Here is a 12,096-nt window from a genome sequence, read left to right on the forward strand (position 1 = left end):
ATGTCGACCGAGACCGTCGAGCACGACAGCGAGCAGAGAACCTCCATCCTGGGCGGTGAGATCGCGCGCCGCGGAATGACCGGGATCTCGGCACCGGTGCTCATCACCTGGACCGCGGCTCTGATCATCGGCGTCGTGTACTACCTCGCCGCGGGCGGTGGCGCGATGACCGTCGGGCTCGTGGCGGTGTTCTACGTCGGGGTGTTCGCCTCGACATACGAATTCGGGGACACCTCCCTGGCGGCGCGGCAGTTGCACCGGTTGCGGAACTGGGCGCGGATGCGTCGCGGGGAGCACGTCTACCGCAACGCCGACGACCCCGCCTACGGGGTAGCCGATCTCGACCCCGGCTGGGAGTACCCGGTGCCGCTCGGGCGGACGGCCCCGCTCGATGTCGCCGGCACCGGCCTGGACGAGATGTTCATCGTCCGCACCGCCAACCCCGGCGAGCGGGCCTACTACACGGTCGTACTGTCCGTGCAGGGCCTGGCCGGGGGGCTGCGCACCGACGCGGCCTGGGCGACGACATCGGAGAAGTTCGGTCTGTTCAGCGCCTCGATGGCCCGCAAGACCTCGCTCATCCGCGGAGTGCAACTGATCCACCGCTCCATTCCCGCGGATCTGACCATGCACGAGGACTGGGTCGAGCGGGAGGTCGAACAGCTCGGCGACATGCGTCTGCGGGCACCGGTGGAGTCCTACGGCGACCTCATCGACACCATCCGGCCGCACTCGGAAGAGCACCGGGCGTACGTGGTGCTCAAATTCCCCCAGACCGACCACTTCGAGGCCGAAGCCGCGCGAGCGGCAGGCGGGAAAGGTGCCCGATTCGAAGGCGGTGTCGCCCAGGTGATCCGCGACGAGACGATGCGCGCGGTGAGCAAACTCGTCGCCGCCGGCATGGGCCGTGTCCAGGTCCTCGGTGAGCAGCGCACCTGCGCGCTGATCCGCGCGTTCGTCGACCCGTCGAACCCACTCGATCGTCACCAAGGGGCGCGGTGGTCGAACTGCTGGCCCTCCTATGTCGGTGGCCACGAGTCGGTGGTGGTATCCGGACGCTGGCACACCCGTGTCGGGTTCCTCCCGCCGGCGAGCATCGAACCCATTCCGCTGGGCCCGTTGTGGCTCGCGCCGCTGCTGACCGGGGTCGCCCCCGACATCGGCGACGACGAGAACCCGCCGTCCCCGACGATCCGAACCGTCAGTGTCCGCGTCGATTTCGTGCCCGACGCCGTCGCCCGGGAAGCGGCGAGTCAGGACTTCACTCAGGACCGCGCCTCGCAGGAAAGCGCCCTCCGCAAAGGCATCATCGGCGACGGCTCGGCCGAAGTGATGGCCACCGCGTCCGGGCGTCGACGCCTGGATCTGATGCCCGGCTCGGGCCATCACGGCACCATCTACTCCCTCGCCGTGGCGGTCACCGGCCGCGACGAAGACGACCTCGAGCGGGCCTGCATGCGCGTGGAGGAAGCCGCCGACGAATCGGCCATCAAAACCATCACCTGGCAGGACGACACACACGACGTCGCCCTGTTCACCACCCTGCCCTTCGCTCGCGGTCTCGCCGTGACGCGCTACACCAAGTAGCCCAGGAGATTTCGATGCCGCAACACACCACCCATCGCCCCGCCACCCGACCGATCGCAACCCAGGAACCGAGCCGCTCGGCACGTCGACGGCGGCTCGGCGACTCCGCCGCGGTCCTCGAGGCGATCCCCGCCAAGGTCGCCCGCCGTAAGCCACCTCGTCGGTTCGCGCTCCTCGACCGCTACGGCTGGTACGAACCCCGCTCCGAAGGCGCGTGGAGCACCACCAGGCAGTCCGAAGCACTGAACCTGGCCATCAGCCGCCGCAGTGCCCGCCACCAGGGAGCGGTGACCGGCCTGAACCGGATCTCCCAGGATCTGGTGATCACCGATCCCTTCGAGCTCTACGGCACCGACATCTCCAACATCAACGTCTGCGTCGTCGGGGACATCGGCAAGGGCAAGTCCTCGATGATCAAGACCGCGTTTCTGTGGCGGCAGATCATCTTCGGCCGGCAGGTAGTGGTGATCGACAAGAAACGCCAGGGCAGCGAGGGCGAGTACTCCATCTTCGCCCGCACCCTCGACGTGGAATCGGTCCGGTTCAAGACCGGTGGCGGCGGGGCGCGACTGAACCTGCTCGACCCGGCGATCACCACCGGCGGTGAGCACGCCGGCGGCCTCGACGGTGTCACCCCGGCCGGTCAGGAAGCCCTCGTGCTCGCCGTCCTCGCCGACACCATGGAACGCCCGCTGACCACACCGGAGAAGAGCGCCGTCGGCCGAGCGTTGGAGCTGGTCAACGCCGACGCCGCCGCCACCGGTCGCGCACCGGTACTCGAGGATCTCGCGCGCCGCCTCGTCGAACCGTCCACCGACGACGGCACGTACTTCGGTGACCGCTGGTCCGAGCGCTCGCTCGAATGGGGCTACGAGCCCGGCCTGGCCCTGCTGCGTCTGGTCGACCGGGACCTCAAAGGCCTCGTCGACGCCGAAACCTCCCCGGAGGTCCGGGCCGCGCTCGAGCACCCCTTCGCGCACTTCGACGTCTCCGCGTTGCCGACCGAAGGACCTGCGCTGCGGGTGGTGATGACCGTGATCAACACCTGGCTGGCGAACCTGCTCGCGGCCCGCTCGTCGGTGTCCAAGCAGACCATCCTCATCGTCGAGGAAGGCTGGCACGTCGCCGAAGGATCGACCGGCGCGGTGTTCCGGTCGAACATGAAACTCTCTCGCGGACTGGGTCTGTCCACCGTCTCGGCCTTCCACCACCCCTCCGACATGTCCCACGACTCCCCCGCCCGGGCGCTCATGCAGGAGGCGGGAATCGTGTTCCTGTTCGCGCAGGAACGCTTCGACGACGCCCGCGAGACCGCGGAGATGTATCACCTTCCACCCGGGTCGATCGACATCATCATGGGCCTGGGCCAGGGCGAATGCCTGGTCAAGATCGGCTCGTCCGACCCGATCCTGATGGAACACGTCCGCTCCCCTCAGGAGATCGCCCTCACCGACACCGACGCCGCCGTCAAAGGAGTCAAGCCCGCATGACCACCTCACCACCATCCTCGTCACCGCATCCGATCCGGCGTCCTCGCACCGCCCGCACCATCGACGTGCGGGTGAGCTCCGCGGCCCCGGCCGGGTACGCCGACGACACCCGCTCGAGCAGCGATGGCCGGTTCGCATCCCCCTACGCCGCAGCACGATTCGCCGTCAGCCACGCCGCTTCCCTCGCCGCCGGTCTCCCCGGCATCACCGTCACCATCACTGTCGACGGACACGACGAGGTCTGTGTGTCCGGCACCCCCGGCGAGATCACCTGCGCACTCGCCACCATCCCGATCTACAGCGCCGGCGTCCGCACAGCGCGGACACCGGCACCGTGCTACCTGCGTGCCGCCGTCGACGAGGTCGCGCTGCCGATCCAGTGGCAGGGCAGCGCCGGCGTGGATGTGTGCGTGCTCTCGACCCGGCCCGACCCGCTGCCGAACTCGACGCTGCTGCTCGGACAGTGGGCACCGGACCTCGCGTACCGCCTCGCGCACGACCTCGCCCGCTCGATCACCGAGCGCAGTGGTCGACGCAGCCCGGCCACCGTGACCTACCTCCCCGACCAGTGGCGGTACGAGATCACCCATCCCGCCCCGATCTCCGACACCGACGCCGCCGCGGTGGCCCGGTACATCCGGATCACGCAACTACGAGCCAACCTCGCCGCCCTCGACCCGATCGCCGACGCGGACTGCGCGGTCGGTCTGGCCGCCGAGCTGCACGTGCTCGAAAGCTACTCCCGCCGTGCCCCTTCCACCGACGACAGGACAGTTCGATGAGTGCGATGCAATCCCCTCCCCGCAGGCCCAGCGATCCGTTCGTCCCGGCCGAGGTCTGGGTCGGTGCCGCTCTGATCGTGGGTGTGGTGTTCGCTGTCGCCGGCGGCGGCATGGTCTCCTCGCTGGTCTCGAGCAAGGTGATCGCGATGCCCACCAGCTTCGGTGAGTTGTTCGCGATCTTCCGCGGGTTGGTCACGAACCCATCGGACCCCGCGGCTGCGTGGCCGGCGACCGCGCAGCCGGGCCCGGCGTGGGTGACCTGGGTGTGCATTCTCGTGCTCGGTGCGCTGTATACCGCTGTCGCACTGTGGATCAGCTCCGAGATCGACGACTGGCAGCACCACCGCGGTCAGGCCCAACGTGGATTCGCCGGTCGACGTGAACTCGTCCGGGCAGGTATCGACGAGAAGAGTGTCCGCAAAGCCGCCGTCGCCACCCGTTCGTCGTTGAAGGGCACGCGGGCATCGAAGCTGGACGCGAGCGAGGTCGCTATCGCGTTGGGCCGCAACATGGTCGACCCCGACAAGATCGTCTACATCAAGCAGAACGACTGCATGCTCGTCGAAGGCGTCACCGGCTCGGGTAAGACCTGGCGTGTGGCGTATCAGCGCTGCATGGACGCACCCGGCACCCTGCTTGTGACCTCGACGAAAGTGGACCTGATCTCGGCGACGTACGAGCACCGCGCCGCGCTCGGGAGGGTGTCGATCTTCGATCCGGACAACATCACCGGATGGCCCGACCCGATCCGCTGGTCGATCCTCTCCGGATGCCAGGACCCGGACGTGGCGATCCGCCGCGCCCAGAGCTTGGTATCGGCAATGCCGATGGGAGACACCAAGAACGGCGGCTACTGGGAAGACAAAGCCGTCGTGCTGCTGCGCTGCTACCTGCACGCGGCCGCGATCAGCGGCGCGGACCTGGCCACGCTGCGCGTATGGGTGAACTCGCGTAAAGGCCGCGAACCACGCGAGATCTTAATGCGGACGATGCCCGGCTGGGAAGCCGAACTCGGCCAGATCCTCGACTCCGGATCGGACTCCTCCGACGACATGATCGGCGCGGCCAGCAGACTCCTCGCCCCGCTCGCCTCCCCCGCACTGCTCAAGGCCGTCGATGTGCCGATGAGCGAGTCGTTCGACATCGACGAGTTCATTCGATCCGGCACGGACACGCTGTATCTGGTGTCCAAGGGCAAGGACAACTCCGCGGCACCGTTCATCGCGGCCCTGGCCAGCGAAGTGCACTACCTCGCCGACCGGCATTCGCAGACCCTGCCCGGTGGCCGATTCGATCCCCCGATCCGATTCGAGCTCGACGAAGTCAACAACGTCGCCCCGATCCCCGGCCTGCCGGATCTGATGTCGGACTCGGGCGGCCGGGGTATCACCATCCACGCCTACGCCCACAACGAAGAGCAGAACAAGCTCCGCTGGGGCGCGGTCGCCGGCAAGATGTTCGCCGACAACTCCCCCGCCCGCCTGATCCTGCCCGGCCTCAAAGGCGACGAGCTGCACGCGATCTCGAAGATGCTCGGCGACCGGTACGAGTGGCAGCCCTCCGGGAACGCCCAGTCCGGGCCGACGCTGCGGGAGGTACCGGTGATGTCGCCGGCCCAGATCCGTCAGATGGACCCCGATCAAGGCCTGCTGATCTACCGGACCGCGCCGCCGATCCTGGTGCACCTACCGACGGTGTGGGACGAGAACCCGTCACGTGCCGCGGTGATGCGCTCGCAGAACGTGTTCGACGAGATCGTGGCATCGGGCACCGCGCCTCGTACCGAGGTCCGGTCCGGCGCGGTGGTGCTCGACAAGGTCAGTGACGGGACGACACTGTCGTGACCGCGCCAGGCGGCGAGCAGGAAGAGTTGGTGCCGTCGCGGTTCACCTGGCGGTACCTCGATGCCGAGCAGGCTCGGGCCCTGTGGTCGGAGCTGATCGACTGGACCACGTGGCTGCGGGAGCGCTACGAGCTCGGCACCAAGATTCCGCCGTGCTGGTATCGCCACGATCCCGTCGTCGAGGAACTGAGCGCCCTGATGGCGGCGTGGACCGATGCCTACTATCGCGGTGACGAGTACCGGGACGACCTCACCGCCTGGCACACCCAATGGTTTCGGCCGCTCATGGCCCGTATGCGTGACATCTCGGACTTCGACAGTTGCACCCACGATCGGTGCGCGCATCGCCCGTTGCCGTCGGCCACGCTCGACGGCATCGAGGAGTTCGTCGACGCCGACGTCGACGCCCGCCCCGAACCATCGCCGGCCCCGCCTGCCCCACCGGCACCGGTCGTCGACGTCACCGCGGCCGAGGAAGTAGGCACCATCCCCGCCGACGACATGGACATGGCCATCGACTCCGGCCTCGCAGAACCGCTCGACCCCGCCGACCCCGACAGCCCCGTGAGCTTCGAGGGCATCGAATGGACCTTCAACGCCCCAATGGGTGCCTGGGTGCCCTTCCCATGACCGATCCGCGTCCCTGAACTGCGGGTTCCCGAGTTCACCGCGGTCTGCGCTGCCGCACACCCCGCCCGGATACGGCACGCGCACCGCTCGGAAGCGAACCCGCTGAACCCAGGCACCGGCCGAGTGTTCCCCGCCCGGACACGGCCGGCGCTTGGGGACACCTCTACGACGCCTGACACAATCACGTGTAGGGATCTTGAGACAACAGATGCCACTGCGGCGAGGATTGACGGCACGTTAGGGCAATCCGCAGGTAGAGGCATACGAAAATGGGAACTACACACACCCAAATGCAGCAGGTGGGGCCGGGTGGCGGGAGCTTAGCTACTCGCCTATGCGGTCGAGAGCTGCCGGTCGGGGCTGGCGAGGCGCTACTCGCAGGCTCCATTCAAGCGGTCAGCGTTGGTAGCGAGTTTGACACCAATTTGAAGGCTCGTCGGATCCAGGTGCAACACTGCACCGTCGTCTTTTCCTGCATCGCTGCAGTCGTGGTTACCCCGGAAGAGCACGTAGTTGAAACGGCCGGGGCTCTGCACACTCTGGTAGCGGATGCCATCGACAGGATCCACACAGAATGATCGGATGCCTTCGGAAACAACGAGCTGAGTCGCCCGGTAGTCCTCGCCATCGTGCAGTGGACGTGCGATTTCATCCACGAAGCCGTGCAGGAAATCGGCATCGTAGTAGTCGTCTCGTTCGTTGGGATCGAAGATGTTCGGGTAGTAATTAACTTGACTCAAATCGAGAATAGTTAGGTCCTTCATTGCACGGAACGCCCCGACCGTCGCGTACTGGCACTCGGTGTACCCAAGGATTTCGGCGTACGTAGTTTCAGGGTCTTCCGAACCGTAGAACATCGACACTCCGCCCGGACTGAACCGATTATCGCGAGCGAAACGGTCTGGTGCCGAACCTAATTCAGCGCCTGTGACCTGAAAATCAGGTTCACGACGTGCATGTGGCCTAGACCGCCAAAGCATCGTGCCTTCCTCTAGCACCGTGATGGCTCCGGGGACAATGAATGTGACGATTTGTTCCAACCTGCGAAGAAACTTCTGTGGCGACACGACAAGTGGGCTATCCTGCCGGTCTCGGTCTTGCGCGTGGTCCTTGAACCGCTCCCACCCAAGCTTCAAATGCAGCCTGCTCCAACCGAAGTCGTGATAGGTCCAAACGTCGGCACCGAGTGAATGTTTGATCTCGCGCAGAAGTAGAAATCCACCGTCCCCTACTGCGCCGTCGCAGTAGCCGACGACTTCCTCGACAGAGAGCCAGGTCAGCCCGTCACCACCGTCGCTGGGCGGATTGCCTTGTTCACTGCCTGTGGTTAAGACAACGGACAGACCGTCGTACACCAGCTCCATGTACTTACTCCAAGAGATGGCAACGGTCTCCCCCAACGGCTCCATTGCTATCTCGCAGAAAGAGCACGAACTCCACCGAGGGTTTCCTTCGTCGTCCGGGTCCGCCTGGTCCGCAATTTCGCGGGCGCGTTCGTACAGCGCCGACCCCATACAGCGCGTGCACACGGATTCAACGTCGATCTCACCGGGCGGATCCATACACACCATGTCAGTCTCCGATCGCGAGACGGCCGAGACCAGTCAGTGATGCCGAAGCCTTGCCTGACGCCGCCCATAACAATCTTCGTGGCCGATTGAAGCTCGCTACCGAAAGCATTGCAACCCGCAATAGACCACGTTCCAGCTGCGTTCACGCTCGCGCACAAAGCAACAGGGTCTACCTGATTGTTCGTCGAGCGGCTACTCCCGCAACAGGGATTGTGCGCGCTCGATGCGCTCACGAAGGCCTTGCTGAAAATTCTCATCTCCCGCAACGGCACCTATGTGACTGTCGATTGCTGCCCGTATCACCTCGGAGACAGGTTGATTCGAGACGCTCGCAACAGTTTCAAGCATCTCGGCTTGCTCCGAGGACAGTCTGATGGTCATGGCCTTGTTCGACATAGACGCAAGACTACGCTCAGCCACCACAGTTAGCTAGCCATGCTGATATTACGATGCCGTGATACCGTGGTATCACGGTGCAAAACCGCACCGGTAAAGCAAACTTCAGGAGAAAGTCATGACCAAGCCTTCTAATCCGCACCAAGTTGCAGTTCACATCGACGGGACGCAGTACAGCCATCCAGCCGGCACCATCACCTCTGCGCAGATCCGCCGAATCCCGAATCCCGACATCCCTCTGGAAAAGCAGATCTGGCTGGACATCGACGATGCCCAGGATCGATTGCTGGCCGAAGATGCGCGTTTCGAGCTGACCGGTGGGGAGCACTTCTACAGTGAAGTACCGGCTGTCACACTCACGATCGATCGCGCTGCCTACGAGGTTCACGCTCGCAAAATGACCGGTGCCGAATTGAGGGTGGTCCCATCGCCGGACGTGGCAGCAGATCGTGATCTATGGATGGATGTGCCGGATGCTCGGGACCGCAAGATACAAGACGAGGACGTCATCGCTCTCACAGACAAGATGCGCTTCTTCACAGCCCCCGGCCGTATCAACCCAGGTGCCGCTCAGTCGGGGGTCGAACGATGAAGTTGCCGACGATCGATGCACGGTTTCTCAACGACTCCGGTATCACCTACAGGACTTTCGACGACGGTTCGGGAATGTGCAACGTGGAATTACTCGACTTCCCTCTGCCGCAAGGCCTGAGCACTAACAAAGCTAATGTGCTCTTCCGGTTGTCCGCGAATTACCCAGACACCCCTCCCGACATGTGGTGGCTGATCCCTCACCTCACTACAGCTGCAGGCACCGTTATCGCAGCGACAGAATGCCAGGAAACGTTCGACGGCAGGGTGTGGCAGCGTTGGTCGCGACACTTGGACGCCGGCGCGTGGAGACCCGGTATCGACAGCCTCGAAAGTTACGTCCGGCTGCTGCGCAGCGAGCTGTCGACGGCCGCGGCATGACTACAGATAACGACAAGTGCGTAGCCGATTCGGGATCGGCCACATCGGTCGTACGTATGACCGACCCAGTTCACGACGCTCTTCTAAAAATGGCGCAAGGACCCGTCGAGTCGGCCGCGGTTCTCCTCGCCCAGGTCGAGGGCGAGGGAACCTCGATGCAGATGGTTATTATTTCGGTCCATCCCGTTCCCGACCACGCCTACCACGTCAGGACTGACCGAAGTCTTGAGATCGGCTCGGAGGGTTACATGCCGGTCCTGGCAGCCGCGGAAACGGAGGGCGCGGTCGCAATCTGGGTTCATACCCACCCCGGCGACGGCGCGAGAGTCTCCCCCAGCCAACACGACCTCCAGGTCAATGCCGATTTGCTACCGGTTTTCACCCTCCGTTCGTCACCCTCCGTCTACGGATGGTTGGTTATCGGGCACCAAAACGGTCGCCTCTCCTTCACCGGAGCCCTGGAATTCGAGGACGGTGCGGTCAACCCGCTGGAGCGTCTATCCGTCGTTGGTTCCCGGGTTCGTCGGATCGTGGCACAGGACAGTCAGGATCGCACAAAGGGGTCTGACGGGCACGCCACCGTCGAGGAGCTACCGGATCTCTTCGACCGCAACATTCGCGCTCTGGGGACCGAGGTACAGAAGGTGATCAACGATTTGACCCTGGCTGTCGTCGGTGCTGGAGGAACGGGGTCCGCTGTGGCCGAGCAGCTTGTAAGGCTCGGCGCGCGTCACATTCTGCTAATCGATCCCGACACGCTTTCCAGTAGCAACACCACCCGCGTGTACGGATCGACCCCTGCTGACGTTGGCAGATACAAGGTTGACGTTCTTGCCGAGCATCTCACTCGCATCGCCCCAGACCTCGACGTCCGAACGGTCGTGGGGTCGATCACTCAAGAATCAATCGCGCGTCGCCTCGTAGAGGTGGACATGGCGTTCGGATGCACCGACGACAACGCGGGGCGCCTACGCCTGTCACGACTACCGTTTTACTACCTTGTTCCGGTAATCGACTGTGGCATCAAGCTCGATTCCGATGCCGCCGAAATCATTTCGGGAATCTTCGGGCGGGTAACCACCGTGCATCCTGGGACGGCATGTCTGCTGTGCCGCGGCCGCGTTGACACGGCGCTGGCCGATGCTGAGGTGCGTACCACCGAAGAGCAGGGTCAGCTGGTGAAGGAGGGTTATGCGCCCGCCTTGCCCGGTGTGGAACCGGCGCTCGTTCCGTTTACCACAATGACCGCGGCCTGGGCAGTGTCCGAATTTCTTGAGCGGCTGATCGGTTACGGCGAAAATCCCACGCCATCAGAGCTGCTGTTGTTGGTCCATGATCGGCGGGTGCGCGCCAACGCACAAACCCCCACCACCGGACACTATTGTGACCCCAACCGGCAGTTGGATTATGACCGCGATATGTTCCTCGGAATGAACTGGTCGGTATGAAAAGGCTTCGAGCCAGTCTCCGGGCCGGCCTGGAGAGCCTGCGCGCACACCTAGCCCCTTCCTTGCGGATACAAAAGACGCCATACGCTTCGGTGATCGATGTACCGGAGCATCTTCCTCGCCGATCGGCGGCGCTGGTACGCAAAGGCAACCACGACCAGTGGCTGGTCTTCGACTGCCCATGTCGGTCAGGGCATCGCGTGATGCTCGCTCTCGATCGTCGAGTGAGACCTCACTGGACCGTGTCCGCAGCGAAACCTTTAACACTGCGGCCAAGCGTTGACGAAGTGAGCAAATCGGGACGATGCCACTATTTGATCAGACGAGGGAAGGTCATCTGGGTATGACAGACAAGCCAAGCACTTCACGCGTCGACGAACCGCCCGCCAACGAGCGGCTGAAGTTTGGCCCTATCGCTCCATCACCGGCCACTCCATCACCGACTGCTCCGGCTACGTCTGTCGGTCCCGCGTTGCGCAGAACACCGCTGTTCGAAGCAATCAATTCCGCCCGCTATTCACGGCAGACGTTGATCCGGGACATCGAGAGTCAAACTGGGAACACTTTGCTCTGCATAGTGGCCGAGCACGGTCAAATTTCGCGCTCGTACGCGACAGCAGTGGTGGATCTACTTCATAACGTCGACGGCGGCACCAATATAGATCTATTGCTGAACTCTCCTGGCGGAGACATCGATACTGCCGAGAAGCTGACCACTCTGATCAGGAAGAAAGCAGGAAAAGGAACCGTCCGTGTCATCGTTCCGGACTATGCGAAAAGTGCTGCAACGCTGATCGCTCTCGGTGCTGACCAGATTGTCATGAGCGATACCTCCGAGCTCGGCCCCATCGACCCTCAAGTTACTTTGCCGGACACAAACGGCGGTAGTTCTATCCACTCCGCCCGAAGCTACATCGATGCGTACGAGCAGCACGCCGAGGCTCTGCGTGCCAACCCCGAGGATCCAGTCGCACGGCTCATGCTCGACAAATTAGATCCGGCCGTTCTTGAGAAACTCACACGAGCCTCTAAGCGATCGACGGTCATCGCCTCGGAGTTGCTGCGGACGGCGATGGTCAGGGACGGGGACACTGCTGACGACATCGCTTCCAGACTTTCCGACACAGCGCAATGGCATTCGCACGGACAAATGATCGGGCACGAACGCTGTAGCGGATTGGGTCTGACTGTTACCTATCTCGACCCCCGGAGCGACCTCTGGGAAGCGTTATGGCGACTCTACTGCCTGCAAGCCTATTCGCTGCCCACCGGCGGAACAACACTGTTTGAGAGCAAGGTGGCTTCGCTACCGCTGTAACCGGCGCGCGCCAGGCCGGTCCACGCCAGGGGCGTGCTCATGCTTCTGGCTCGGTGGCA

At 63.8% G+C, this 12,096-nt stretch carries 12 protein-coding genes; 10 read left to right on the forward strand and 2 right to left on the reverse strand.

Annotation, left to right across the window (positions count from 1 at the left end; translation table 11 throughout):
- From CH293_RS05735 to CH293_RS05755, 5 genes are read left to right on the forward strand one after another with little or no spacing between them, the layout of a single operon-like run.
- Complete coding sequence (locus CH293_RS05735; protein WP_052058721.1) at positions 1 to 1,587, forward strand: SCO6880 family protein; 1,587 nt, start codon at positions 1 to 3, stop codon at positions 1,585 to 1,587.
- A 14-nt stretch (positions 1,588 to 1,601) separates the two neighbouring features.
- Complete coding sequence (locus CH293_RS05740) at positions 1,602 to 3,077, forward strand: ATP/GTP-binding protein (protein ID WP_037154234.1); 1,476 nt, start codon at positions 1,602 to 1,604, stop codon at positions 3,075 to 3,077.
- The gene (locus CH293_RS05745; RefSeq protein ID WP_037154236.1) at positions 3,074 to 3,859 is read left to right on the forward strand and encodes a hypothetical protein; all 786 of its coding nucleotides are present in this window, start codon (positions 3,074 to 3,076) and stop codon (positions 3,857 to 3,859) included. The genes CH293_RS05740 and CH293_RS05745 overlap by 4 nt, the downstream gene beginning before the upstream one ends.
- Positions 3,856 to 5,703, forward strand: a complete 1,848-nt coding sequence (locus CH293_RS05750) for a type IV secretory system conjugative DNA transfer family protein (protein ID WP_037154239.1) — start codon at positions 3,856 to 3,858, stop codon at positions 5,701 to 5,703. Before CH293_RS05745 ends, CH293_RS05750 begins: the two co-directional genes overlap by 4 nt.
- A complete protein-coding gene (locus tag CH293_RS05755) occupies positions 5,700 to 6,332 on the forward strand; it encodes a DUF4913 domain-containing protein (RefSeq protein ID WP_094719626.1) in 633 nt (210 codons plus the stop codon). The genes CH293_RS05750 and CH293_RS05755 overlap by 4 nt, the downstream gene beginning before the upstream one ends.
- A 371-nt stretch (positions 6,333 to 6,703) precedes the next feature.
- Here the strand turns inward: CH293_RS05755 and CH293_RS05760 are convergent, their stop codons facing one another.
- Complete coding sequence (locus CH293_RS05760; RefSeq protein ID WP_165430180.1) at positions 6,704 to 7,894, reverse strand: RES family NAD+ phosphorylase; 1,191 nt, start codon at positions 7,892 to 7,894, stop codon at positions 6,704 to 6,706.
- 201 nt (positions 7,895 to 8,095) lie between these two features.
- A complete protein-coding gene (locus CH293_RS05765) occupies positions 8,096 to 8,299 on the reverse strand; it encodes a hypothetical protein (protein WP_141217140.1) in 204 nt (67 codons plus the stop codon).
- A 118-nt stretch (positions 8,300 to 8,417) separates the two neighbouring features.
- Between CH293_RS05765 and CH293_RS05770 the strand changes: the two genes are divergently transcribed.
- The 5 genes from CH293_RS05770 (at position 8,418) to CH293_RS05785 (ending at position 12,037) form a co-directional block, all read left to right on the forward strand.
- Positions 8,418 to 8,891, forward strand: a complete 474-nt coding sequence (locus CH293_RS05770) for a multiubiquitin domain-containing protein (RefSeq protein ID WP_037154250.1) — start codon at positions 8,418 to 8,420, stop codon at positions 8,889 to 8,891.
- Positions 8,888 to 9,271: an E2/UBC family protein gene (locus CH293_RS05775; RefSeq protein ID WP_052058722.1), complete on the forward strand. Its 384-nt coding sequence runs from the start codon at positions 8,888 to 8,890 to the stop codon at positions 9,269 to 9,271. The genes CH293_RS05770 and CH293_RS05775 overlap by 4 nt, the downstream gene beginning before the upstream one ends.
- Before the next feature lie 56 nt (positions 9,272 to 9,327).
- Positions 9,328 to 10,719: a ThiF family adenylyltransferase gene (locus CH293_RS05780; RefSeq protein ID WP_052058723.1), complete on the forward strand. Its 1,392-nt coding sequence runs from the start codon at positions 9,328 to 9,330 to the stop codon at positions 10,717 to 10,719.
- Positions 10,720 to 10,922: 203 nt separating this feature from the next.
- A complete protein-coding gene (locus tag CH293_RS28765; protein WP_369597558.1) occupies positions 10,923 to 11,066 on the forward strand; it encodes a DUF6527 family protein in 144 nt (47 codons plus the stop codon).
- Positions 11,063 to 12,037, forward strand: coding sequence for an ATP-dependent Clp protease proteolytic subunit (locus CH293_RS05785; protein WP_165430179.1), 975 nt, complete (start codon positions 11,063 to 11,065; stop codon positions 12,035 to 12,037). Before CH293_RS28765 ends, CH293_RS05785 begins: the two co-directional genes overlap by 4 nt.
- The last annotated feature ends 59 nt before the right edge of the window (positions 12,038 to 12,096 follow it).

Source organism: Rhodococcus sp. 14-2470-1b, assembly GCF_002259415.1.
GTDB lineage: Bacteria > Actinomycetota > Actinomycetes > Mycobacteriales > Mycobacteriaceae > Rhodococcoides.

Coding starts and splice junctions, on each gene's coding strand:
- CH293_RS05765 (WP_141217140.1), bottom strand. CDS start 8,299: ATGTCGAACAAGGCCATGACCATCAGACTGTCCTCGGAGCAAGCCGAG.
- CH293_RS05770 (WP_037154250.1), top strand. CDS start 8,418: ATGACCAAGCCTTCTAATCCGCACCAAGTTGCAGTTCACATCGACGGG.
- CH293_RS05745 (WP_037154236.1), top strand. CDS start 3,074: ATGACCACCTCACCACCATCCTCGTCACCGCATCCGATCCGGCGTCCT.
- CH293_RS05735 (WP_052058721.1), top strand. CDS start 1: ATGTCGACCGAGACCGTCGAGCACGACAGCGAGCAGAGAACCTCCATC.
- CH293_RS05780 (WP_052058723.1), top strand. CDS start 9,328: ATGACCGACCCAGTTCACGACGCTCTTCTAAAAATGGCGCAAGGACCC.
- CH293_RS28765 (WP_369597558.1), top strand. CDS start 10,923: ATGCTCGCTCTCGATCGTCGAGTGAGACCTCACTGGACCGTGTCCGCA.
- CH293_RS05785 (WP_165430179.1), top strand. CDS start 11,063: ATGACAGACAAGCCAAGCACTTCACGCGTCGACGAACCGCCCGCCAAC.
- CH293_RS05760 (WP_165430180.1), bottom strand. CDS start 7,894: ATGGATCCGCCCGGTGAGATCGACGTTGAATCCGTGTGCACGCGCTGT.
- CH293_RS05750 (WP_037154239.1), top strand. CDS start 3,856: ATGAGTGCGATGCAATCCCCTCCCCGCAGGCCCAGCGATCCGTTCGTC.
- CH293_RS05775 (WP_052058722.1), top strand. CDS start 8,888: ATGAAGTTGCCGACGATCGATGCACGGTTTCTCAACGACTCCGGTATC.
- CH293_RS05740 (WP_037154234.1), top strand. CDS start 1,602: ATGCCGCAACACACCACCCATCGCCCCGCCACCCGACCGATCGCAACC.